The sequence below is a fragment of the Sinomonas cyclohexanicum genome (genome assembly GCF_020886775.1).
In the GTDB taxonomy this organism is placed as follows: domain Bacteria; phylum Actinomycetota; class Actinomycetes; order Actinomycetales; family Micrococcaceae; genus Sinomonas; species Sinomonas cyclohexanicum.
Genome location: NZ_AP024525.1, coordinates 3,614,221 through 3,637,526, shown reverse-complemented (window position 1 = coordinate 3,637,526; position 23,306 = coordinate 3,614,221). Strand labels below are relative to the sequence as shown.

General features: G+C 69.2%; 23 protein-coding genes and 1 pseudogene. 8 read left to right on the top strand and 16 right to left on the bottom strand.

Going from position 1 to position 23,306, the window contains the following annotated elements:
• Nucleotides 1-163 precede the first annotated feature (163 nt).
• Complete coding sequence (locus SCMU_RS17175; RefSeq protein WP_229230309.1) at nucleotides 164-1,159, bottom strand: aldo/keto reductase; 996 nt, start codon at nucleotides 1,157-1,159, stop codon at nucleotides 164-166.
• Between the two features lie 114 nt (nucleotides 1,160-1,273).
• Entirely contained in the window at nucleotides 1,274-1,921 is a 648-nt protein-coding gene (locus tag SCMU_RS17170) for a trimeric intracellular cation channel family protein (protein WP_229230308.1), read from the bottom strand.
• Between the two features lie 108 nt (nucleotides 1,922-2,029).
• Here SCMU_RS17170 and SCMU_RS17165 point away from each other — a divergent pair, with 108 nt between their 5' ends.
• A complete protein-coding gene (locus SCMU_RS17165; protein WP_229230307.1) occupies nucleotides 2,030-3,133 on the top strand; it encodes a carboxylate-amine ligase in 1,104 nt (367 codons plus the stop codon).
• A 59-nt stretch (nucleotides 3,134-3,192) separates the two neighbouring features.
• Here SCMU_RS17165 and arfB read toward each other — a convergent pair.
• Nucleotides 3,193-3,650 (bottom strand): annotated as a pseudogene (gene arfB / locus SCMU_RS17160) (alternative ribosome rescue aminoacyl-tRNA hydrolase ArfB).
• A gap of 133 nt (nucleotides 3,651-3,783) precedes the next feature.
• Between arfB and SCMU_RS17155 the strand changes: the two are divergent.
• The 6 genes from SCMU_RS17155 to SCMU_RS17130 all read left to right on the top strand — a co-directional run bounded on the left by SCMU_RS17155 (nucleotide 3,784) and on the right by SCMU_RS17130 (nucleotide 9,980).
• Nucleotides 3,784-5,514 (top strand): dihydroxyacetone kinase family protein, encoded by a 1,731-nt coding sequence (locus tag SCMU_RS17155; protein WP_229230306.1) that lies wholly within the window; start codon nucleotides 3,784-3,786, stop codon nucleotides 5,512-5,514.
• A 32-nt stretch (nucleotides 5,515-5,546) separates the two neighbouring features.
• The gene (locus SCMU_RS17150) at nucleotides 5,547-6,005 is read left to right on the top strand and encodes a ribose-5-phosphate isomerase (RefSeq protein WP_229230305.1); all 459 of its coding nucleotides are present in this window, start codon (nucleotides 5,547-5,549) and stop codon (nucleotides 6,003-6,005) included.
• 2 nt (nucleotides 6,006-6,007) lie between these two features.
• Nucleotides 6,008-6,826 (top strand): triose-phosphate isomerase family protein, encoded by an 819-nt coding sequence (locus SCMU_RS17145; RefSeq protein ID WP_229230304.1) that lies wholly within the window; start codon nucleotides 6,008-6,010, stop codon nucleotides 6,824-6,826.
• Entirely contained in the window at nucleotides 6,819-7,541 is a 723-nt protein-coding gene (locus SCMU_RS17140) for a GntR family transcriptional regulator (protein ID WP_229230303.1), read from the top strand. The genes SCMU_RS17145 and SCMU_RS17140 overlap by 8 nt, the downstream gene beginning before the upstream one ends.
• A 200-nt stretch (nucleotides 7,542-7,741) precedes the next feature.
• Nucleotides 7,742-9,058 carry an MFS transporter gene (locus SCMU_RS17135; protein ID WP_229230302.1) on the top strand — a complete coding sequence of 439 codons (1,317 nt, stop codon included), beginning with the start codon at nucleotides 7,742-7,744 and terminating at the stop codon, nucleotides 9,056-9,058.
• Nucleotides 9,059-9,257: 199 nt separating this feature from the next.
• Nucleotides 9,258-9,980 carry a GntR family transcriptional regulator gene (locus tag SCMU_RS17130; RefSeq protein WP_229230301.1) on the top strand — a complete coding sequence of 241 codons (723 nt, stop codon included), beginning with the start codon at nucleotides 9,258-9,260 and terminating at the stop codon, nucleotides 9,978-9,980.
• Between the two features lie 86 nt (nucleotides 9,981-10,066).
• On the opposite strand, the gene SCMU_RS17125 is transcribed toward SCMU_RS17130, so the two are convergent.
• From SCMU_RS17125 to SCMU_RS17100, 6 genes are all read right to left on the bottom strand, one after another.
• Nucleotides 10,067-11,431: an MFS transporter gene (locus tag SCMU_RS17125; protein ID WP_443020343.1), complete on the bottom strand. Its 1,365-nt coding sequence runs from the start codon at nucleotides 11,429-11,431 to the stop codon at nucleotides 10,067-10,069.
• A 190-nt stretch (nucleotides 11,432-11,621) separates the two neighbouring features.
• A complete protein-coding gene (locus tag SCMU_RS17120; protein WP_229230299.1) occupies nucleotides 11,622-12,389 on the bottom strand; it encodes an SDR family NAD(P)-dependent oxidoreductase in 768 nt (255 codons plus the stop codon).
• 13 nt (nucleotides 12,390-12,402) lie between these two features.
• A complete protein-coding gene (locus SCMU_RS17115; RefSeq protein WP_229230298.1) occupies nucleotides 12,403-13,380 on the bottom strand; it encodes a 3-hydroxyacyl-CoA dehydrogenase family protein in 978 nt (325 codons plus the stop codon).
• Between the two features lie 8 nt (nucleotides 13,381-13,388).
• Nucleotides 13,389-14,324 carry a sugar phosphate isomerase/epimerase family protein gene (locus SCMU_RS17110; protein ID WP_229230297.1) on the bottom strand — a complete coding sequence of 312 codons (936 nt, stop codon included), beginning with the start codon at nucleotides 14,322-14,324 and terminating at the stop codon, nucleotides 13,389-13,391.
• Between the two features lie 113 nt (nucleotides 14,325-14,437).
• The gene (locus SCMU_RS17105; protein ID WP_229230296.1) at nucleotides 14,438-15,364 is read right to left on the bottom strand and encodes an NAD(P)-dependent oxidoreductase; all 927 of its coding nucleotides are present in this window, start codon (nucleotides 15,362-15,364) and stop codon (nucleotides 14,438-14,440) included.
• 58 nt (nucleotides 15,365-15,422) lie between these two features.
• The gene (locus SCMU_RS17100) at nucleotides 15,423-16,895 is read right to left on the bottom strand and encodes a four-carbon acid sugar kinase family protein (RefSeq protein ID WP_229230295.1); all 1,473 of its coding nucleotides are present in this window, start codon (nucleotides 16,893-16,895) and stop codon (nucleotides 15,423-15,425) included.
• 182 nt (nucleotides 16,896-17,077) lie between these two features.
• On the opposite strand from SCMU_RS17100, the gene SCMU_RS17095 reads away from it, so the two are divergent.
• On the top strand, nucleotides 17,078-17,782 hold the full coding sequence (locus tag SCMU_RS17095; protein ID WP_229230294.1) for a FadR/GntR family transcriptional regulator: 705 nt from the start codon (nucleotides 17,078-17,080) through the stop codon (nucleotides 17,780-17,782).
• On the opposite strand, the gene SCMU_RS17090 is transcribed toward SCMU_RS17095, so the two are convergent.
• From SCMU_RS17090 to SCMU_RS17060, 7 genes are all read right to left on the bottom strand, one after another.
• A complete protein-coding gene (locus SCMU_RS17090) occupies nucleotides 17,769-18,242 on the bottom strand; it encodes a hypothetical protein (RefSeq protein WP_229230293.1) in 474 nt (157 codons plus the stop codon). The two genes, SCMU_RS17095 and SCMU_RS17090, sit on opposite strands and share 14 nt — an antisense overlap.
• Before the next feature lie 13 nt (nucleotides 18,243-18,255).
• Nucleotides 18,256-19,455: a globin domain-containing protein gene (locus tag SCMU_RS17085; RefSeq protein ID WP_229230292.1), complete on the bottom strand. Its 1,200-nt coding sequence runs from the start codon at nucleotides 19,453-19,455 to the stop codon at nucleotides 18,256-18,258.
• 42 nt (nucleotides 19,456-19,497) lie between these two features.
• Nucleotides 19,498-19,998, bottom strand: coding sequence for a DivIVA domain-containing protein (locus SCMU_RS17080; RefSeq protein ID WP_229230291.1), 501 nt, complete (start codon nucleotides 19,996-19,998; stop codon nucleotides 19,498-19,500).
• The gene (locus tag SCMU_RS17075; RefSeq protein ID WP_229230290.1) at nucleotides 19,995-21,161 is read right to left on the bottom strand and encodes a globin domain-containing protein; all 1,167 of its coding nucleotides are present in this window, start codon (nucleotides 21,159-21,161) and stop codon (nucleotides 19,995-19,997) included. The genes SCMU_RS17080 and SCMU_RS17075 overlap by 4 nt, the downstream gene beginning before the upstream one ends.
• Nucleotides 21,162-21,348: 187 nt before the next feature.
• Nucleotides 21,349-22,545, bottom strand: a complete 1,197-nt coding sequence (locus SCMU_RS17070) for an O-succinylhomoserine sulfhydrylase (protein ID WP_229230289.1) — start codon at nucleotides 22,543-22,545, stop codon at nucleotides 21,349-21,351.
• Nucleotides 22,546-22,557: 12 nt separating this feature from the next.
• The gene (locus SCMU_RS17065) at nucleotides 22,558-22,965 is read right to left on the bottom strand and encodes a rhodanese-like domain-containing protein (protein WP_229230288.1); all 408 of its coding nucleotides are present in this window, start codon (nucleotides 22,963-22,965) and stop codon (nucleotides 22,558-22,560) included.
• On the bottom strand, nucleotides 22,962-23,300 hold the full coding sequence (locus SCMU_RS17060; protein WP_229230287.1) for a DUF1737 domain-containing protein: 339 nt from the start codon (nucleotides 23,298-23,300) through the stop codon (nucleotides 22,962-22,964). Before SCMU_RS17060 ends, SCMU_RS17065 begins: the two co-directional genes overlap by 4 nt.
• Nucleotides 23,301-23,306: the final 6 nt, after the last annotated feature.

Genomic DNA, 23,306 nt, shown 5'->3' with positions numbered 1-23,306 from the left:
TTGAGCGGAGTCGAAACACACGGGCCCGCACCTTCAGCTCGAAGGTGCGGGCCCGGCGTCGTGCGCTTCCCCCGCCGCCAGCACGCAAAACGATGGCTCCAGCAGGGTGCGAGACGCCGTCACCGTGCGTTCGCCAACATTTCCGGCGAGGGCGCCGGCGAGGTCAGCCGTTGTCGATGCTGCTCATGTCGCCATACCTCGGGCCCACGACGGCGCCGCGCGGCACGGCCTCGGCGAGCGCCTCGAGCTCGTCCCGGCTCAGTGAGACCTCGAGTGCGGCGGCGTTCTCCTCGAGGTACTGCACGCGCTTGGTGCCGGGGATGGGCACGATGTCGTCGCCTTGGGCGAGGACCCACGCGAGGGCGATCTGCCCTGGGGTCACGCCCTTCGCCGTTGCCAGGGCCTTGACGTTCTCGACGAGCCGCAGGTTCGCCTCGAGTGCCGCGCCCTGGAAGCGCGGGAAGTACGGGTGGCTGCGGGCGTCGCCCTCCTTCGTGACCGACTCGGCGCTGAGCCGCCCCGTGAGGATGCCGCGGCCCAAGGGGGAGTAGGGCACGAGCCCGATCCCGAGCTCGCGGAGGGTGGGCAGGATCTCGTCCTCGAGGTCCCGGGTGAACAGCGAGTACTCGGTCTCGAGGGCCGTGATGGGATGGACGGCGTGCGCGCGGCGGATCGTCGCGGGCGAGGCCTCGGAGAGCCCCAGGTGCCTGACCTTGCCGGCCGCGACGAGCTCGGCCATCGCCCCGACGGTGTCCTCGATCGGCACCTTGGGGTCGACCCTGTGCTGGTAGTACAGGTCGATGTGGTCCACGCCGAGGCGCTGCAGTGACGCGTCGCAGGCCGACCGGACATAGTCGGGGCTGCCATCGATGCCGAGGCGCTCGCCGTTCGGCCCGCGCACGTTGCCGAACTTCGTGGCGAGCTGCACCTCGTCGCGTCGGCCGGCGATGGCGCGGCCCACGAGCTGCTCGTTCGTGAAGGGACCGTACATGTCCGCGGTGTCCAGGAACGTGATGCCGAGCTCGAGGGCGCGGTGGATGGTCGCGAGGCCCGCGGCCTCGTCGGGGGCGCCGTAGAACTCGGACATGCCCATGCAGCCGAGGCCCATGGCCGAGACGGTGAGCGGGGAGACGGTGCCGAGGGTTCTGGTCTGGGTCATACTCCAAGCCAAACCCCTCGGGTGGCCACCTCGTCAAGGGCGCACGACGTCGACTCGGTCGGGTCAACGTGCGGCCGGCCCGCGCCGGGAAGGTGCGGGCGCGCCGTCGTGCGCTCACTCCCGCGGCTGCAGCCGGCCCCGGTGCCGGCTCGACGCCGCGAGGGGAACACGCCAGCGGAACCGCAGGGCCAGGATGCGCAGCGCGAAGACGAGCACCGCGACGACGAAACCGGCGACCGTCGAGTACACGCCGAGCCACCACAGCAGGGCCACGAGGCCCGCGCCGAGCATGGCCGGGACGGCGTAGATGTCGTGCCGGTCGAACAGCCCCGGCCGCACGTTCGCGACCGTGTCGCGCAAGAGGCCCCCGCCGATCGCCGTCGTGGTGCCCAGGATCGCGGCCGGGACGGGCCCGACCCCGGAGAGGTGCGCGGTGACGGTGCCGGTGACGCAGAACAGTGCGAGCCCAGCGGCGTCGAACGTCAGGAGCATGCGGCGAAGCTTCCGCACGGCCGGCATGAGGAAGTAGACCACGGCCGCCGCGAGCACCGGCGGCACGAGGTAGATGGGATGCGCGAATGAGTTGGGGAAGTGCCCGAGGATGAGGTCGCGGACCACGCCCCCGCCGATCCCGGTGAGCCCGCCGAGCAGGACCGACCCGATGATGTCGTAGTTCCTCTCCACGGCCATGAGGCAGCCCGAGACGGCGAAGAAGAAGACACCCAGGAGGTCGAACACGAGGGACCATGCGGCGGTATCCATGGAACCAGCCTAGGGTCGGGGCCGGGGATCCGCTCGGGCATCGGGTCGGCACGGGCAATGTGCCTCCGGGCCCTGCACGGGCTCCGCGTCGCTTGGCACAATGGCGCCATGCGGACCTTTGGGGTGGAGGAGGAACTGCTCATCGTCGAGCCCGGGTCCGGTGCGCCGCTCCCGCTCGTGGACCAGGTGCTCGCCATCATGGGCCGGCCGGGGGACGTGGAGCGCGAGTTCAAGCTCGAGCAGGTCGAGACCCAGACCCAACCCTGCCTCACGCACGAGGAGCTCCTCGGCCAGCTGTACCACGGCCGCCGGGCGCTGGACCGGGCCGCGCGGCAGGTCGACGCGCGGATCGCGGCCCTCGGCACCTCGCCTCTGAGCGCGGCCACCCACTTGAGCCCGGGGGAGCGGTACGCGGCGATGGCGGAGGAGTTCCGCATCACGTCCCAGGAGCAGCTCACGTGCGGGCTGCACGTGCACGTGGGCGTGGAATCGCCGGCGGAGGGCGTGCTCGTCCTGGACCGGATCCGCGAGTGGCTCCCCGTGCTCGTGGCCGTGAGCGCGAACTCGCCGTTCTGGCGCGGCGTCAACACCGGGTACGCGAGCTTCCGCACCCAGGCCTGGAACCGCTGGCCAACCTCGGGGCCTCAGCAGGTGTTCGGGTCCCTCGATGCGTACCGACGGCTGGTGGACGCCATGGTCCGCAGCGGAGCCATCAGCGACGAGGGGATGGTGTACTTCGACGCCCGGCTCTCCCACCGCCACCCTACCGTGGAGGTCCGTGCCTCCGACGTATGCCTCGACGCTGCCGATTCCGCCCTCGTGGCCGTGCTGGTCCGGGGCCTTGTGGAGACTGCCGCCCGGGAGGCCGCACTGGGTGTCCCGCCGCTCGGGACGCCGGTCGCCGTGCTGAGGCTGGCCTCGTGGCGGGCGAGCCGCTCGGGGCTCAACGGCTCGCTCGTCCACCCGGTCGAGGGCGTGCCGGTCTCCGCGGCGGACGCGCTGGCGGCGCTCCTCTCCCACGTGGGCACGGTGCTGCGGGAGTCCGGCGAGCTGCCGGCCGCCGAACACGCCGTCCGGGACCTCCTCGCCAGGGGCTCCGGCGAGCGGATGCAGCGCGAGGCGGCGTCCGACGGCGAGGGGCTGGCCGACGTCGTGAGCGCCGCCGTTGCGGCGACGCAGCAGCGCAACGGCGGATGGGACGGCGGCGCGTAGACCCCCCGCCCACGCCGCCGCGCGCCACTCGACGGGGGAGCGCGGTCACCCGACTGGGCTCAGGCGGGCGGCGGGAGGCGGCGTCTGGCCGACTTGATGTCCGCCCGGCGCTTCTTGGATTCGAGGCGCCGGAGCTGGGATCCCCGGGTGGGGCGGGTCGCCCGGCGCACTGGTCCGGGTGGCAGGACGGCATCGGAGAGCAGAGTGACGAGCCGCTCCCTGGCGGCCTCCCGGTTCCGGAGCTGAGACCGCTCGCCGGAGGCGACGACACTGAGACGGCCGCCCACGAGGCGCCCCCGAGCCGGGCGAGGATGCGCTCGCGCTGGGCGTCAGAGAAGGCGGCGCTTGACCCGGGGTCGAACAGCAGCTCGACGCGGCTGTCGGTGGTGTTGACCCCCTGCCCGCCGGGGCCGCTCGACCGGCTGAACCGTTCGACGAGCTCCGCGGCCGGAATCACGATCCCGTGCCGCGCGCCGGGCTGCGGCGGGATCCTGAGGTCTCGGCCGCGGGTGTCCATGAGGCCATTCTTCCGCACGGGTTCTGACGGAATGCTTGACGCCCTCAGGAGCCTGTCCAATATCCTATAGGATAGATGCAGACGGGCCAGCTGGCGATGCCCGCCGACGGCGCTCAACGACGAGGAGAAACACATGACCCGCCTTTGGAACGATCCGGCGTCCTTCGCGGACGAGATGGTGGATGGGTTCGTACTGGCGAACGGACGCTGGGTCCGGAAGGTGGCGGGCGGCGTTTCCCGGACAACGCAGTCGGCCGACCCTGAGGTGGCGGTCGTCATCGGCGGAGGGTCCGGCCACTACCCGGCCTTCGGAGGCCTCGTCGGCCCCGGTCTCGCACACGGCGCTGCCATGGGCAACCTCTTCGCCTCCCCGTCGGCACATCAGGTTGAGGGCGTGATCCGCGCAAGCGAGCGCGGCCAGGGCGTCCTCCTCAGCTTCGGCAACTATGCCGGCGACGTGCTCCATTTCGGCGCAGCGCAGGATGCCGTGCGCAAGGATGGCATCGACTGTCGAACCGTCGTGGTCACCGACGACATCTTCAGCGCGCCTCCCTCGGAGAAGGAACGGCGTCGCGGGATTGCGGGTGATCTCACCGTCTTCAAGGCGGCCGGCGGGGCCGCGGCAGCGGGCTACGGAATCGATGAGGTGGAACGGGTCGCGGTCGCCGCGAACGCGCGGACGCGGTCCATGGGCGTTGCCTTCACCGGCTGCACGCTGCCCGGCGCCGACGATCCACTCTTCACGGTGCCCGACGGCAAGATGGCCATTGGGCTCGGCATCCACGGGGAGCCCGGCATTGACATCACCAAGATCCCCAGTGCGGACGGTCTCGCGGAGCTGTTCGTCGAGCGGCTCCTCGACCCGACCGAGATCCCAGAGGGGGCCACGGCCCGCGGCGGCCGCGTGGTCCCGATCCTCAACGGGCTCGGCTCCGTGAAGAACGAGGAGCTGTACGTTGTCTACGCGCGCATCGCCGAGCTGCTCGAAGGCGCGGGCCTCACGCTCGTGGATCCTCATGTCGGCGAGTTCTGCACGAGTTTCGACATGGCGGGGGTCTCGCTCACCCTCTTCTGGGTTGACGACGAGCTCGAGCGGCTCTGGCTGGCACCTGCCGAGACTCCCGCCTTCAGGACGGGATCTGTTGACCACGCCGGGCTCGAGGCCGTCAGCGTGCGCGATGATGAGGCCGCCGAAGTGGAACTGCCCCCGTCATCCGAGGAGTCCCGGCGAGCCGCGCAGGTGATCTGCCACGCGCTCGAGGCGATGCGGGATCTCATCGACAGCCAGGCCGCTGAGCTCGGACGGATCGACGCCATCGCCGGGGACGGCGATCACGGCATCGGCATGCGGCGCGGCACCGTGGCTGCGGCAGAGACCGCAGCCAGCCTCGTCACACGAGGTGCGGGGGCCGAAAGCCTCCTGGCCCGCTGCGGCGACGCGTGGTCCGACCGGGCCGGCGGCACGTCCGGCGCGATCTGGGGCCTCATTCTGAGGACCCTCGGCGCGCACCTCGGCGACACAGAGAGCACGACGCCGGCGAGCCTCGCCTCGGGGATCGTCGCGGCCAAGACCGCAGTCATGGACTACGGCAAGGCCAAGGTCGGGGACAAGACCATGGTGGACGCGCTCGTGCCGTTCGCCGACACGCTCGCTGCGCGCCTCGATGCGGGGGAGACCCTTGCCGACGCCTGGCGCCATGCAGCCTTCGCCGCAGCTGAGGCCGCGGAGGCCACCGCGGACCTCCTGCCGGCCATGGGGCGGGCCCGATCCCACGGTGCGAAGTCCCTGGGCACCCCGGATCCCGGAGCCGTGTCCCTCGCCCTCATCGCAGACCGTGTCCACGCCGTCCTCGTCGCCGGCTGACGGCGACATCACCTCACACTCAAGGAGCACCCATGCCTACGTGGCGCATTGTCGTCGGATCAGACGACGCCGGCTTCGACTACAAGGAAGTCATCAAGAAGGACCTCGAGGCAAGCGACCTCGTTGCCTCCGTCGCAGACGTCGGCGTCACCGCGGAGGGGCACACCAATTATCCGACGATCGCCACCGCAGCCGCCGAGATGATCGCGCGGGGGGAGGCCGACCGCGCGATCCTCCTGTGCGGCACTGGGCTCGGTGTCGCCGTCGCGGCCAACAAGGTCAAGGGGATCCGGGCCGTGACCGCTCACGACAGCTTCTCTGTCGAGCGCAGCGTCCTGTCCAACAATGCCCAGGTGCTCTGCATGGGCCAGCGCGTCGTCGGCATCGAGCAGGCCCGTCGCAACGTGCGTGAATGGCTGACGTATGTATTCGACGAGACGAGCGCCTCCAATGACAAGGTGCGCGAGATCTGCAGCTACGAAGGCATGTGAGCGTGAGCCCGTCCCCGCCCTTCCTGATCGGCGCCAGCACCAAGATGTACTTCAGCCACGAGGCCACCGTCGCATGGTGCACCGCTGTGGCAGCGATCGCACGAGTGCATCCCGCCGTCACGAGCGGACATGCACGGCTCTTCGTCGTGCCGGGCTATCTCTCGATCCCCGCCGCTCACGCCGTGCTCGGCGACCTCGCGATGGTCGGCGGCCAAGACATCGCGACCGAGGATTCCGGTCCGTATACGGGAGAGGTCAGTGGGGCGCAGCTGGCCGAGGCGGGCTGCGCCCTCGCGGAGGTGGGACACGCAGAACGTCGGCGCCTGTTCGGTGAGGACGGGCCCGTGGTCCGCGCGAAGACGGCCGCTGCCCTGCGCAACGGGCTGACACCGCTGGTGTGCATCGGGGAGCCCGAACGATGGGAACCGGAAGCGGCGGCAGACGAATGCATCCGACAGATTGACGACGCACTGGCCCAGGCCAGAACGTCAGGGCTGTCGGGGGCGGTTGTGGCTGCCTATGAGCCGCAATGGGCCATCGGTGCGGAAAGGCCGGCCGAGACGGAGTACATCCGGGCGGTCTGCGCCCCGCTTCGCGAGCACGTGAGGTCGCTCACGGGGCATGAGGGCTCGGTGGTGGTCTACGGCGGAAGCGCTGGCCCCGGCCTCCTGACCAGGATCGCGGACACGGTTGACGGGCTGTTCCTCGGCCGATTCGCCCACGATCCCGCGGCCGTCGAGGAGATTCTCGGGGAGGTATCCCGGCTCGTCGAGGCGCGCGCTGCTGGTAAGATCAAGGCCGCAGGAGGAGCCCATGTCTGAGACTGTCTACCCTCTGGCCGGGGCAGCCGCCCTCGAACGGAAGGGCCTGCGCGACCGAGTCTACGATCTTGTCCTGGACATGCTCATGACCGCGGACATTGCGCCGGGTACGCGGCTGTCCATCGATGCGATCGCGCGGGACCTCAAGGTTTCTCCCACCCCTGTCCGCGAGGCCCTCGTGCAGCTCGAGCGCACTGGGCTCGTGACCCGTGAGGCGCTCAAGGGCTACCGCGTGGCGCCCCCTCTCGCAGCCGAGCAGCTCGAGGCCCTCTTCGACGCACGGCTCGTGCTGGAGGGCGGCGCCACGGAGCTGGCTGCCCGGCACGCGGAGGCGCTCGTGCCCCGCCTCGAGCAGGCGCTGGCCGAGCACATCGAGATTTCGCATGTCGTCGACGAGGCGGTGGACCAGGGAGAGAAGCTCTCGGTGGGCCTCATCCGGGACTACTTCGCAGTCGACTGGAACTTCCACCACCTGATCTTCGAGGGCACGCGGAACCCGTTCCTGATCGACATGTCCGAGGCGATCTCGACGCGCGTCCACCGGATGCGCCAGACCGTCGAGTCCGGCGTGAGCGATGCGGACGAGGCCGTGATCGAGCACGGCGCCATCCTCGATGCCTTCCGTTCCGGGGAGAGCGGCGCCGCGGCCCGCGCCATGCGGGACCACATCGAGCGGGTCCGGGAGCGTGCCCGCAGGGACGTCGCCTCCGCCTGAGAACCCTTTCCTCGCCGGGGCAATTCAGCTCCCGGTTCCGGATTACGGACGACGCCGGCCGGTCACCCCTGAAGGTGACCGGCCGGCGCCCGTGCGTCCCCTCCCGGGGCAGCTGTCCCGAGGAGACCCCTTGACAGTGATACGGGTCACGCCTAGCGTGGCCAAGGGGGATATATCCTATAGGAAACAGGGAGGCTATCGTGGCGCAGGCTGTCCACGAGACCGTGGGTAGGAAGCGCTGGACGCGCTTGATCCCCGTGGCCATCATCGTCTACATCATCTCGTTCATGGACCGGACCAACATCGGGTTCGCCTTGAACGGGCTCCACAACGATCTCGGGATCGACGCTGCCCAGCAGGGCCTCGCCGCCGGGATCTTCTTCATCGGCTACCTGACCCTCCAGATCCCGGGAGGTCACCTCGCCGAACGCTGGAGCGCCAAGAAGTTCGTCGGGATCATGATCCTCGTCTGGGGCGTCCTGGCGGTTCTCGGCGGCTTCATCCAGAACTTCACGGAGCTGCTGGTCGTCCGGTTCTTCCTCGGCGTGGCGGAGGCCGGAATCTGGCCGGCGATCCTTGTGCTCATCAGCCACTGGTTCCCCGCCGCAGAACGCGCCCGGGCGTACGCCTTCTGGATGATGAACATCGCCATCGCCTCGATCATCACGGCGCCGCTCTCGGGCTGGATCCTCTCCTTCTCCGACTGGCGCTGGCTGTTCATCATCGAGGGCATCTTCCCGTTCGTGATCGCGGCACCGATCTGGTGGCTCCTGATCGCCGACCGCCCGCGCGACGCGAAGTGGCTCTCGCCCGAGGAACGCGCCTACATCGAGGAGGGGCTCGCCGCTGACGAGGCCGCGTCCCCGCACCACGAGCACGTCAGCATCAAGGACGTGTTCTCCAACAGCGCCGTCTGGCGCCTCACGCTCGTCTACTTCCTCATCCAGATCGGCTTCTACGGCCTGAACATCTGGCTGCCGAAGGTCGTCAAGACGATCACGTCCGGCTCCTCCATCGAGGTTGGCTTCGTGACGGCGATCCCGTACGTGCTGGCCATGTTCGCCCTCTGGTACAACGCCAAGGCCGCGGACCGCACGGGCCGCTACTCGACGCATGTGCTGCTCTCCATGGCCGTCGGTGCCGTGGCGCTCGTCATCTCGGTGGCGACGGGCAGCGCGATGCCGATCCTCGCGGTCGTGTTCATCAGCATCGCCATGGCCGGTGCGCTCGCCTACGACGGGCCGTTCTGGGCCTCGGCGTCGCGTGCCATGCCCGTGGTTGTCGCGGGAACCGCCATGGGCCTGATCAACGCGGTCGGAAACCTCGGCGGCTTCGTCGGCCCCTACGTCGGAGGCTTCCTCCAGGACGTCACCCACGGGAGCTTCATGGCAACCTCGATCTTCCTGGCCGCCTGCCTCCTGGCTGCGGGCCTCGTGATGCTCTCGCTCCGCAAGCGCGGAGACCGGCCGACGGCGGTGGTCGCCTCCCGCGAGGTCCCCTCGGAGCGGCGAGGCTGAGGCCCGCAGCACCGCCTGAAGGAAGGAGTCCGCGCCGGGACACCGCAGAACGGCCCCCGCAGCGTCTGTCGTCGACGGCGCCGCGGGGGCCTTCGCGTCGGCCAACTCCTGGGGCCGGCGACGAGGTGTGGGTCCTCGCTGGGACGGGCCGGTGTCGGCGCAGATCAGACTGGTACGATCAGTGGCGCAGGAGGCGCCCATGTCCGAGACCGTCTACCCTCTGGCCGGGGCCGCTTCCCTGGAGCGCAGGGGGCTCCGCGACCGTGTCTACGACCTGGTCCTGGACATGCTGATGACTGCGGACATCGAGCCTGGCACCCGGCTGTCCATCGATGCCATCGCGCGCGACCTCAGCGTTTCCCCCACGCCGGTTCGTGAAGCTCTCGTGCAGCTTGAGCGCACCGGCCTTGTCACGCGGGAGGCCTTGAAGGGCTATCGGGTCGCGCCGCCGCTGGCGGCAGAGCAGCTTGAGGCACTCTTCGATGCGCGCCTCGTGCTCGAGGGAGGGGCCACCGAGCTTGCAGTGCGCCACGCCGAGGACCTCATCCCACGGCTTGATCAGGCACTTGCCGAGCACCGTGCAATCTCACGGATTGTGCACAAGAGCGTTGCTCACGGGGAGAAGCTCTCAGTTGGGCTCCTCCGCGAGTACTTCGCCATTGACTGGAACTTCCATCACCTCATTTTTGAGGGGACGCAGAATCCGTTCCTCATTGACATGTCCGAGGCGATCTCGACGCGCGTCCACCGCATGCGCCAGACAGTTCAGTCCGGAGTCAGCGATGCTGACGAGGCTGTCCTGGAGCACGCGGCCATCCTTGACGCATTCCGTCAGGGCAGCAGCGCCGCCGCATCCGCGGCAATGTGCAGCCACATCAACAGGGTCCGCGAACGGGCGCGTCTGGACGTCGCGCTGGTCTGATCCGACATCGGACCCTTCGAGGCACGCAATTGTGCCCTTGGACCGTCTGCGGTCCAAGGGCACAATCTGTCTGCCGGAACGGTCAGCTAGTGTCCGGGCGCGACCTCGTCGAGGAGCTCATCGGACTTCGCGCCCCGGAAGAACTTGGTCGCAAATACCATGGCCGCCGCCAGGAAGGCGAACACACCCAGCGATACGACGCCCCAGACTCCCGAGCTCGTCGGAGCGGCGGCGTTGATGCCCGTGCGCATGAGCGGTGCCACGAACCCGCCAAGGTTGCCCAGGGAGTTGATGAGGCCGATCCCGGCCGCCGCGGCGGTGCCGGTAAGGAACGCCGTGGGGTAGGCCCATGTGATCGGGCCGACCGAGAGGAAGCTCGCCACCGCGAGGGTGATGAAGAGGATCCCGAGGAACGGCTGATTGTTCGCCCCTGCCCACCCCGAGGCGAGAATGAACACGCCCGTGCCGATGTACAGCAGGGTGCCCCAGTTGCGTCGGCGCGCGAGCGTGTGTGCGGCCTTGCCGAGGAAGTAGCAGGCGAAGAGGCCCACGAACCATGGGATGGCGGAGACGAGGCCGACCTCCCAGCCGACCTTCTTGCCGAGCAGTCCCGCGACCTGCTGCGGCAGGTAGAACGTGGTCCCGTAGACAGCGATCTGGAGTGCGAAGTAGATGACGGTGAAGTACCAGACCTTCCAGTTGGCCATGGCACGCCAGATGCCCCTCGGGCCGTCCTCGGTGCGGGCCCGGTCCTCGATCGCCATGGCGTTCGAGAGCGCGAGCTTCTCCTCGTCGCCGAGGAACTTGGCCTTCGCCGGGCTGTTCGTGAGGAGGAACAGGGCGGCGATGCCGGCGGCGATCGCGAGCAGGCCCTCGACGAAGAACATGACCTGCCAGCCGCGGGCGAAGCCCAGGGAGTCACCGAAGCTGATGAGACCGCCCGAGAGCGGCGCACCGATCATCTGCGAGAAGGGCTGAGCGAGGTAGAAGATCGCGAACATCTGCACGCGGACCTTGTTCGGGAACCACTCGGACAGGAACATGATGACGCCCGGGAACAGGCCGGCTTCTGTGACGCCCAGAAGGAAGCGCAGCACGTTGAACATGACGTCATCAGTGGTGAACGCGAACGCTGCTGCGACGATGCCCCACGTGACTGAAATGCGCGCGAGCCAGAAGCGGGCCCCGAAGCGCTTGAGCAGGAGGTTGCTCGGCACCTCGAAGAGGGCATAGCCGATGAAGAAGATGCCGGCGCCGAGCGCGAACGCGGCGTCGCCGACGCCGCGGTCGGCCTTGAGGGCCGCCTCGGCGAAGCCGACGTTGGTCCGGTCGAGGAAGGCGACGAAATAGAGGATGACCAGCATCGGCATGAGGTGCCGTGCGGCCTTCCTGATAGCGGACTTCAGCGCAAGGTCATGCGCCGACGGCGCGAGCGTCCGCTGTGCGGGGATGGACACTTCAGCTCTCCTTTGAGATGAACCCATGGTGGGTCGGGTGTCGGGATGGAGCAGGGAGGGCGGCGTTAGCGGCCCTGCAGGATCGTGACGACGCCGATGACGGTGAAGACGATCCCGATCGCCAGGAAGGCGATGCGTGACTTGGACCAAGTGGTCCCGAACACGGACTTCACAGTGGGTCCTCTCAGTGCATGTAGAGGCCGCCGTCGACGTTCAGGGTCTGGCCCGTCACGAAGCCGGCGTCCTCGCTGATCAGGTAGGCAATGGCCGCAGCGATGTCGCGAGGGGTGCCGATACGCGGCAGGACGCCATCGGCCGCCATCTTCTCCTTGCGCTCGTCCGTGAGGGTGCCCCCCATGATGTCCGTGTCGATCGGACCCGGGGAGACGACATTGACGGTGATGCCGTCATGCCCGAGCTCACGGGCAACACTGCGGGAGAAGCCGATGACGCCGGCCTTGGCAGCCGAGTACACCGTCTTACTGAAGGTTCCGCCGCCCCGCTGGGCGGACACGGACGAGAGGCTGACGACGCGGCCCACCCCGTTCTTGACCATGGACTCGACGGCGCGGCGCGTCGCGTAGTGGACGCCGTTCATGTTGATCCCCATGACGCGGTTCCACTCGTCGGCAGTGACCTTGAGGTACGGCACGGGCGAGGAGACGCCCGCGAGGTTGACGAGGGCGACCACCTGGGGAAGCGTGCCCTCGAGCTCGTCGAACGCGGCCCGCACCTGGGCCTCGTCGGAGACGTCCGCGCCGGCGCCCGTGGCCTGGACGCCGTGTTCGAGGGCGATCTCCTCGGCCACGCGCTTGGCGGCCTCGGCGTCGACATCGATGATGCCGATGTTCCAGCCACGCTCGGCAAGGTAGTGGGCAGAGGCGCGGCCGATGCCGCGCGGGGAGGCCGCTCCGGTCAGGATCGCGGTGCGGGATGCGGGGAAGTCAGTCATGCGTCGGTTCTCCTCAGTGTGAAGCCGCGGCGGTGGCGGACTGGATGGGGGCGGGGCCGAGCTCGTCGATGAGCTTCTTGATGGCCACGTAGGCCCTGTTGCGGTAGGCGACGAGTTCGGGGGTGCGGTCGGCGGGCACATCGAGATAGCCCGCGCCGGACTTGGTGCCGAACTTCCCGGCGTCCACGAGTTCCTTGAGGGAGTCCGGCGTCGCGAAACGCTCCGGCCAGCGGGTCTGCAGGGACGCGTAGCAGAACGAGTAGACGTCCAGGCCGGCCATGTCCGCGATCGCGAAGGGCCCGAACACCGGAAGGCGGAACCCGAAGGTCGTCCGGACGATCGTGTCGATGTCCTCCGGGGTGGCGATGCCCTCCTCGACGATCTGCGTCGCCTCGTGGAACAGCGCGTACTGGAGCCGGTTGAGCACGAAGCCGGTCGCGTCCTTGACCCGTGCCGTCTCCTTGCCGGCGGAGGCCACGAGCTCCTCGACGAGCGGGATCACGCTCTCGTCCGTGCCCGGGTGCGGGATGAGCTCGACGCCCGGGATGAACGGGGCCGGGTTGGAGAAGTGCACGCCGAGGAACCGCTCCGGGTTCGTCACCGCCTCCGCGAGCGAGGCGATGAGGATCGTCGAGGTGTTGGAGCCGATGACGGCGTCCGGGCGGGCGGCGGCGCTGATGCGGCGCAGCGTCTCGTGCTTGATCTCGAGCTTCTCGGGAACGGCCTCCTCGATGAAGTCCGCGCCGGCCACGGCCTCCTCGATCGAGGCGGCGGGCGAGAGGTGCGCCTCGAGGCGCGCCACGGCGTCGTCCGGGAACAGCCCGTCCGCCACGAACTGGCGGGCCTCGGCGAGCAGCCGCCCGTAGTTCGCGACGGCGATCTCCTCGGAGACGTCCGCGATCTTCACGGTGGCGCCGGCGAGCGCGAGGACCTGGGCGATCCCTCCGCCCATGTAGCCGGAGCCGACGACGGCGACGGTGATGTCAGGCATGGTTCCTCCTAGCCCTTGGGGAGCAGAGTGCGGATGTACTTCTGGTTCGTGGCGCAGACGCCGAGGCTGTCGCCGCCGTAGTGCTCGGTGAGGATGATTCCGTCGAAGCCGGCCGAGATGGCGTCGCGGAAGACCTGCCGGTAGTTGATGAGGCCCATCTCCATCGTTGAGGGCACGGACGTGGCCCAGCTGCCGTCGGCAGCCTCGTCGCGCGTGTAGTTCTTGACGTGCCAGTAGTTGGCGTAGGGGAGGGTCTTCGCGAACAGGTCCCGCCAGTCCTCGACCGGCCGGTGGAGGCGGATGAGGTTCGCGACGTCGGGGTTGAGGCCCACGTTGTCGAGGCCCACCTCCTCGATGAAGCGCACCGCGCTGTCCGCGGTCCCGAGGTACGTGTCCTCATACATCTCGAGGGACATCCGGAGACCGAGATCGGCAGCATGCTTGCCCAGCTCGCGGATCCGTCCGACGGCGCTGTCCCATACCTCGCGGTCATCGGGGTCCTTCGGACCCTCTGCCGTCCAGAACCAGAGCGCCTTGCGCTGGGCCTCGCTGAACGGCTGGTGGAGCCCGGTCGAGAAGACCGTCATGCCCCATTCGGCAGCGGCGTCGATCGTCCGGTGGGCGTACTCGAGGTTCCGCTCCTCGTGGCCCGGCATGATCACGCTCTGGCGCTGGAGGTGCACGGACGGAATGCCAACCCCGTGCGCCTTGGCGATCGAGAGGAACTCGTCCCGGCGTGCGGGCTCAAGATCGGCCGGGCGCACGTGGCTGTCGGCGAGCTCGGCGAGGTTGAAGCCGACGTCGGCGATCTGGGTGAACATGTCATCCCAGACCTCGGCGGGTGCGTCGTGCATCGCGAGTCCCGTGCGGTCCACGGCCTGGAATCCGTGGAGGCAGGTAGCGATGGGCCACGATTCAGCTGTGAACGCTGGTTCGGTCGACATGGTGCTCCGTTGCAGATGGTGGGAAATGAGGCCGTGTGATGCGACTCACCAAATATCCTATAGGAAATATGCTTTGTGTCAACGGGTCTCAAAGGTCCCGGCGGCGCCGCCGGCTAGGAGTCCCGTCGGGCGGGCGCTACGACCCTGATGACCGCGGAATCGTCCGCGGCCGCGAGGCCGTGCGATTGACCGAGGAGGTACAGCTGCTCCGCAGCTGCGGCGACGGGAGCGGCCAGCCCGGCCGTGCGGGCGGCCCTCCCCACGATGCCCATGTCCTTGACGAAGATGTCGAGCCGCGAAAGTACCTCGGCGCCGCCCTCGGTGTAGGCCTCGAGGATCCGGGGGCCCCGGTTGGAGAGCATGAACGAGCCTGCGGCCCCTGCCTCCAGCGCTGACAGTGTCCGTTCCGGGTCAAGGCCGAGGGCATCGGCGAGGGCCAGTGCCTCAGCCGCCGCGGCGATGTGGACCCCGCACAGGAGCTGGTTCACGGTCTTCAGCGCCTGCCCGTCGCCGGGTCTGTCTCCCACCACGGTCAGGGTCGAGGCGAGCAGCGCGAGCGCTGGGCGGGCCTTCTCGTAGTCCTCGGGTGAGGCTCCCACCACGATCAGGAGATCGCCCTCGCCCGCGCGGACAGGGCCTCCGGACAGGGGCGCATCGACAAGGCCCACACCAACTTCGGCGAGGCGTGCCGCAACCCCTGGGATGGCGTCGGTCCCCACGGTGCTGGTCAGGATGACCACCGAGCCCTCCTTCAGCGACGGCGCAACACCGTGGGGCCCGAAGAGGACCTCGGCGAGCTGCTCGCCATTGCGTACGGCCAGGAGGAGCGCGTCCGCCCCGTCGACCGCGTCGAGCGCCGAGTCGAACGTCGTGATGCCGGCCGCGCGCGCCAGGTCCATGCGCTCACGGGCGACGTCGAAGCCTCGAACGCTCAGGCCAGTCGCGAGGCGTGCTGCCATCGGGAGCCCCATGGCACCCAGCCCCAGGACTGCGATGGTCTGGCTGGCGGAGTGCACGGGGGAACTCGAGGTTTCGGGCATGGGGATTCTCCTCAGGATGGATTGGCTGCTCAGGATGGATCGGCTGTGGGCCGCTGGATCAGAAGGTCGCGCTGAGCGTCTTGGTGACCTGGGCGAGGGAATCGTCGTCCCCGACATTCCCGGCGAAGACGACATACGGGATGCCCTCGGCGGGCCCATCCACGGGCTCCCAGAGTGAGACGATTCCGGGGAGCATCGGGCCCCGCACGATCGCGTGACGGATCTCGAGGCCGTGCGCGGCCACGTCGGAGGACGTGATGCCCCCCTTGGCGATCACGAAGCGCGGGGGAGTGGTCTTGAGGACCCTGTTGACCACACTCACGACGGCGGCGCTCACCTTCCTCGCGATCTCAAGGCTGCTCGCCGGGTCATCGGCCTTCACGAGCGTCCGGGAGGTGTGGACGATCACGTCGCCCTGGGAGAGTGCTCGCACGACGGCCTTCACGGTCGCCTCGATGTGGTCCTCCGCCGCCAGCGGATCGAGGAGCCGTGCGACCTCGATTTCGATGGTGCGCGCGGAGGAGTGCTGCGCGGTCAGCCGCGCGAGCTGGCGCGTGGTGAGGCCGACGTGGGAGCCGACCACGATGAGGCCGCCGAGGGCTGACTCGCTGGCGGTCGCCGAGGCGCTCCTGCGGGCCGCCGTGCCATAGATTTCCTCGGCCGTGAGGGGCGCCCGGACCTCTTGCCCGATCCGGCCCCGGACGAAGGGCGGCCCGACGCGATAGAGCAGGTTCTTGCCTCGTCGCTCGGACTCCTCGAGGCCGAGGGCGAGGGCGCGGAGATCGTTCTCTCCCGTGATGTCTGCGACGATCGGGGTGGAATCAGCGGCCGGCGCGAGGGCGTCGGCGATCGCGTCCGCACCAGCGCGGATCGTGCCGAGGTCGAGCACGATCACCTGCGAGGCTCTGATGCTGCCGCCGGTCTTCTCCTCGACGTAGGCGGGCAGGTAGGAGGTTGAGAAGCCGAACGTGGCGTCGTTCGCGAACTCCGTCTCGCTCACCGGTGTGAGGGTTCCCGACCTCGTCCGTACGTAGTGCTCGCCGCCGATCGTGACGCGACCGGCGTCCGGGAAGGCGGGGGCCATGACGATCCCGTCGATGCCTGCACCGCCGAGAGCGCCGATGGACTCGGCCAGAACCTGTGGTTCAAGTGGGAAGTGACCGCGGAGGGTCGAGTCGCTGCGGCTCACGAACGCGAGCGCCGTGCGGGTCTCGCCCGCGGCCGCGGCAGCGGAGGCCACGACCTGGCGGTTGCGCTCTGCGGCGCCAGCCGGGTCGAGGCTGCGGGTGTTCGTGAGGACGTAGACGGCAGGGGGCCTGACGCCGTTCACGCGCGGGGAGAATGCCCAGCGGAAGTCGTCGGTCTCCCATCGGGTCAGGACCGGGAGGTCGGAGACGGATTGGGTGCCGGTGGGATCGTCGTCGAGGACCACCAAGACTCGTCCCGAGCGGGAGACGGCGTCGGCCACCGTCCGCGCGTCCAGATCTAGCTCGGCGGGATAGGAGGAGAGGAGGTCGGATTCGAGGAGCAACGCAACACTTCCTTGTGCAGATGAGCTAGTAAGATGTCAGACATCTAACGTCTGAGCTCCAGAGTGACACAGAGCTCAGGGCGGCCGCAAGGCCACCCTCGTCTACCTACACTTGAACCGGTGCTCATGCGGGGGTCCGCGTGGGCGGAGAACGCCCGCAGACCGCGGCAGGAAGGGGACTCGTGGCACGGAAATCCCTCGTGGGAGAGGTGGCCGACGAGTTGCTGGACCGAATCATCGCAGGCGAGTTCCCGCCAGATTCCTCCGTTCCAGGCGAGCTTGAGCTGAGCGCACGGCACGACGTGAGCCGCATGACGGTGCGAGAGGCAGTCAAGACGCTCGCAGCCCAGAACATCCTGAGGGTTGAGCAGGGACGCGGCACCTTCGTGAATCCGCTCAACCGCTGGAGCTCCCTCCACGCCGTCCTGCGCGCAACGAGCGAGGGCACGAGCGGGGACGATGCCGCTGTCCAGCTCGTCGAACTGCGCAGGATGCTCGAGACCGGGGCCTGCGAACTCGCGGCACGCCGGATCTCGGACGCGGACCTGGACGCGCTTGACGGGTTCGTTGACGACATGCGGGAGGCCAGCCTCCGCTCGGATCTGGAGGCGTACGTCGCGGCAGACCTGGCATTCCATGACGTGATCCTGCACGCGTCCGAGAACGCCTTCGTGGCGGTGCTTTTCGAGCCCCTCCGGCGCGTGCTCGCGGAGCGGCGCTCACAGACGTCGGCCGTCCCGCTGATCCAGGAGCACGCGATAGCCATGCACGCCGCCGTGGCTGAGGCATTGCACCGGCGCGATCCGGTCGCCGCTCGGGCGGCGATGGACGCGCACATGCAGCAGACGATGGACGACCTGCGGACCTACGTCCTCAAGGAGCAGTAGCCGCGGTCGTCCCCCGCAGGAGCCGGCGAAGCATGGTCCGGTAGAGCACAGGCGCCACGAGACCGGCGGCCCACCGGACGGGCCGCGCGAGGCGACCGAGCGCGAAGTCCTGGGACCAGCGGAGGGAGGAGCCGCCGTCGTGCACGGAAACGGTCAGTTCCACCGCGCCGAGGACGAACCGGCCCGTCTTCACGATCCGTGCATGCCCGGGCGAAGTGCCGCTGGGTGGGGCGATCGACTCGATGACCATCTCGTCGTCGAAGCCCACCCGCCCGAACATCGTGCAGGCCGTGAACCGGTGGCCCGGACGGAGCTCGGCCGCAGACGCGAGGCCCGACGTGACGCGGGTGAACGGGATGAAGCGGTCGTGGGCGCGCAGGTCGAGGACGCGCGCCCACGCCTCGATGGCCGGAAGCGGCGTTTCGAGGTTCACCACAAAGTGCCGCAGCCGCGGTGCCATCGGTGCTTCGCGGCTACTCGGTGTCGGCCTGCCACAGGTCCGGGCCGAAGACCTCGTACTGGATCTTCCGGGCCGGGACGCCGAGGCCGAGGAGCTTCTCGCGCACCGCCTGCATGAATGGGAGCGGGCCGCACAGGTAGTAGGTGGCGTCCGCGGGGCGGTCCACGGCGCTGACGTCCATGAGGCCCTCATGCTCGTTGGCCCCCAGCTCGCCCGGCTGCTCGTACCACGCGTGCAGGCTGGCGTTGGGCAGGGACTCGAGGTCCTTCGTGATCTGCTCGCGGAGCACGAAGCTCTCGTGGGACGTGCCGGCGTGGAGGAACAGGACCTCGCGCTGGGAGCCCTGCGCGGCGAGGTGGTTGACCATGCCCGCGTACGGCGTCACGCCGATCCCGGCGCTGGCGAACACGAGCGGGCCGTCGCCGGGCTCGAGGACCACGTCGCCGAACGGGGCGGAGAGGGTCACCTCGTCGCCGACCTTGAGCGAGTCGTGCACGAGCGTCGAGACCTCTCCGTCGGGACGCCCGGCCTCGTGCACGCGCTTGACGGCGAAGGTGCGGTGGTGGCCGTCGTCGGCGCGCGTGAGGCTGTACTGGCGCGGCTGCCTGAGGCCGTCCGCAGTCGGCATCTGGAGGGTCACGTACTGGCCCGGCTGCGAGGGGTAGACGTCCCGCTCGTCGGTGCGCTCCACGATGATCGAGACGACGTCGTCCGTCTCGGGCCGCTTCTCCACGACGCGCCACGTGCGCCAGATGTTCTCGGGAGCGCCCCCGAAGTCGGCATACAGCCCACGCTCGAGGTTGATCAGGGTGTTGGCCATGAGCCAGTAGACCTCGTCCCACGCGGCGGCCACCTCGGGGGTGACGGCCTCGCCCAGTACGTCGGCAATGGCCCAGAACAGGTGCTCGTGGACCACGTCGTACTGCTCGGGAGTCACGGCGAGCGCGGCGTGCTTGTGGCTGATGCGGGACAGGAGGTGCTCGGGAGCCTTGTCCGGGTGCTCGAGGAGCATCGTGGCGTAGGCCGCGATGGAACCCGCGAGGGCCTGCTGCTGGTGCCCGTCGGCCTGGTTGCCTCGGTTGAAGACCCCGTCGAAGAGCTCCGGGTGCGCCTCGAAGAGGTGGTCGTAGAACCGCTGGGCGATGGTCTTGATGTGCTCGCCGACGACGGGGAGCGTCGCCTCGATCACCGGGGCAGAGCTTGACGAGAGCATGGGGTCTCCTTGGGAACTGACGACGGCGGTGGGTTGGCTGGGCTACTGGCTGGACTTGGGGACGTCGCCGAGCTTGTTGACCTGCTCGGCGAGCGCGTCGATGACGGCGCGCAGCTGTACCTGCGCGACCTTCGTGTACGTCCGGACGTACTCGATCTCGTCGATCGGCGTCGTGTACTCAGGCACGGCGCTCTTGGTCGTGGCGACCTCGCCGCCGGAGCGGCTGCCCGCGGACTCCTCGGCGCGGCGGAGGATCTCGCTGTACTGGGTCCTCGCGCTCGCGACGAGGTCCTTGGAGTACTGCTCGGCCTCGGCGACGAACTTCTCGGCGAGGACCTGCGCCTGGCTGATGATCTTGACCATCTCATCCTGGGCGTTGGCCCCGCGTGCCTCGATCTGGACGCGGTCGGCTTCCATCTGGTCGGCAACCGCGTTCAGGAAGTAGTGGACGGCGCCGGTGTCGTAGCCCTGGCCGACTTGCTCGAACGTGGCGGTGCGGACCTCGGAGGGGCTGATCCGGCCGCCGTGGGGGGAGGTGCTCATCGTGTCCCTTCTAGCTGGTCTTCTCCGGTCGGGGAAGAGTTGTCCTCGACTCCGGCGTAGTCCTCGTAGCGGATGTCGCTGCGGGGGATTCCGACCGCGACGAGTTCGCTGACGGTGTGGCGCACCATCGGCGTTGAGCCGCACACGAGGACCAGTCGCCCCAACGACGAGCCGTGTGCAGCTGCGGCGGCGCCCACGTAGCCCGTGAGTCCCGGGAAGGTGGGGTCGCCGGAGACCACGGGGTGGAACGAGAACCAGTGCTCACGGCCCGCGAGGTCGGCGAGCCGCCCCTGGTCGTAGAGGTTCCATGGCACCCGGGCGCCGTGGAACAGGTCAACGCGCGGACCCCACCCGGTCTCGCGCCATTGGGCCGCCACCTTGTCCAGCACGGCGGACAGCGGCGCGAGACCGGTGCCGCCGCCGATGAGGAGCAGGTCCCGTTGGCCGTCGACGGCGAGCTGGTCGCCGATCGGGGCGCCGACGCGGATGGCGTCGCCGGCGGCGGTCTTCCGCACGGCGGCTGTGCTGAACAGCCCGCCCGGGATGAGCTGGACGTGGAACTGCACGACGCCGTCGGGGCGCGGCGCGTTCGCCGGGCTCAGGTAGCGCCAGGTGCGGGGGAGCGCGGGCACCTCGACCGCGACGGCCTGGCCCGGCTCGTAGGTGAAGTCGTGCGGCATGCGGACCTCGAGGACGGCCACGTCGAGGCTGCGGCGGTCCACGGAGATGACCTCGCCGTCCCACCACGCGGGTGACTCGTCTGCGGCGTCCTCCGCGGCCACGACCATGACCTTCGCGATGAGGCCGTACGCCTCGGACCAGCTCCGCGCTACCTCGTCCGTCCATTCGGGACCGAGATAGCGCTGGAGCGTCGCCAGGAAGGAGGCGCCGACCATCGAGTAGTGCTCCGGCACCACTGAGAAACGCCGGTGATCGCGGCCGAGCTGGGCGATGAACGCGCCCACAGTGTCGATCTGGTCGGCGTGGCTGATGATGTGGCCGAGGGCCGCGAACAGCTTGTCGCGCTGCGCGCCCATGGCGACGGGGAACATGTCCCGTACTTCCGGGTGGGTCGCGAAGAGGTGCGAGTAGAAGTACAGCGGTACCTCGTCACCGAGGGCGGCTGCCATCGCCCACGTTCGCTTCAGTGCGTTGGAGTCCACACGGCCGTCCCTCCTGCGCGTCGTGCGCATGTCTGCCCTGTGTCGAGCAACGGATGATGGCGACGTCGGCCGCCCCCAACGGCAGCGCGCCTGCTCCAGCAACCTACACGGTTCTCGCAGACCGATCCACACGAGTGCCGTCGGGCGGTTTGTCAACACCCTCCGGGGCATTGACATCCGCAGGTGCTCAGCCCAAGGCCCGCTCCAGATCGCCAATGAGGTCCCCGACGTCCTCGAGGCCCACGGACAGCCGTACCACGCCGTCGCCCAGGCCGATCGCCGCGCGGCCCTCGGCCCCCATGGCGCGGTGCGTGGTGGTGGCCGGGTGGGTGATGAGGGACTTCGAGTCGCCGAGGTTGTTGGAGATGTCGATGACCTGCAGGCCGTTGAGCAGGTGGAAGGCGCCCTCCTTGCCGCCGGCCACCTCGAACGTGAGGACCGTCCCGCCTGCGCTCATCTGCTTGCGTGCGAGCTCGTACTGCGGGTGCGAGCGCAGGTGCGGGTACTTGACCCACCTCACCTGCGGCTGCGCCTCAAGCCACTCGGCGATGGCGAGCGCGTTCGCGGACGAGTGCCGCACGCGCAGGCCCATCGTCTCGAGGCCCTTGGTGAGCACCCACGCGTTGAACGCGGACAGCGCCGGGCCGGTGTGGCGCATGAGGTTCTTCACTGGCCCGTCGATGAACTCCTTGGTGCCCAGCACCGCGCCGCCGAGCACGCGGCCCTGACCGTCGATGTGCTTGGTCCCGGAGTAGACCACCACGTCCGCGCCGAAGTCGAGGCTGCGCTGCAGCAGGGGCGTGGCGAAGACGTTGTCGACGACGACCTGCGCGCCGGCGGCGTGGGCCAGGTCGGCGACCGCCTGGATGTCGACGATCTCCTGCATCGGGTTGGATGGGGACTCGAAGAACACCGCCGTGGTGGGCGTGGAGAGGGCCTCGCGCCACTGGTCAAGATCGGGACCGTCCACGAATACGGTCTCCACGCCCCACCGGGGCAGGATCTCGTTCAGGATCACGAAGCACGAGCCGAACAGGCTCCGGGCGGCCACGACCCGGTCGCCGGCGCCGAGGAGGGCGGCCAGCGCGGTGAACACGGCGGACATGCCGGACGCCGTCGCGAAGCATGCCTCGGTGCCCTCAAGCAGCCGCAGCCGCTCCTGGAACGTGGCCACGGACGGGTTGCCGTAGCGGGAGTAGACGAAGCGCTCGTCCTCGCCGGTGAATGCCCGCTCGGCCGCCTCGGCGGACTCATAGACGAACCCCGAATTGAGGAACACGGCCTCGGAGGTCTCATGGAAGCCGGTGCGGAGGAGCCCGCCACGGACAGCACGGGTGTCCTCCGCCCAGCCCTCAGTGACTTCTATGGTGTTGTCAAAGCTCAAGAGTTCTTCGTCCTATCCCAGATTGGTCGGCAGCCCACGGTTCTTCCACCCGTTGACGGTCCTTGCGCCGTCGGGGCCGGGCACGCCCTCGAACCCCTCGAGCACGTTGTAGGCGGTGAAGCCGAGATTCGCGGCCACGGCCGCCGCGGCGGCGGAGCGGGCCCCGGAGCGGCAGAGGAACAGCAGCTCGGTGGCCTTGTCCTCGGGCCCCTGCAGCTCGAGCTCCATAATGAAGTCCGGGTTCGGGATGCCGCCGTCGAACACCCAGGGGATGAACAGCGGATCGTTGTCGGTGCCCTTCGTGTCAGGAATCCCGACGTGGGCCCACTCCTCCTCGGTCCGCACGTCCACGAGGATCGCGTCGCCGCCCGCGAGCTTCTCCCAGGCCTCGAGCGGCGTGAGGTCCCCGGCGTAGCTCACGCGTGGCCCTCGCCCTCGTACTCGAGGGAATCGACGGCTGAGGCCACGGCGGCATCCGCGCGCGCCACCGCGTGCGGGAGGATCACGGCCTGCGCCACGATCACGTCCGTGCCGTTGAACGTCGCCGCGGGGCTGCCGTGCAGCACGTAGCCGTCCGCGAGGGCCTGCGAGATGCGCGCACAGAACTCGCGCGTGTCCGGGCCTGTCAGCAGCCTGTAGGCGAGCTTCTCCTCAGCGGGGCCGGCGGGGGCTGCGGGATCGTTGAGCGGGGTCGTCGCGGCGGCCGGTACCGGCACCCCGGCCGGAGAGGGCTGCTCAGTCGCGGTGTCGGACATGGCGGG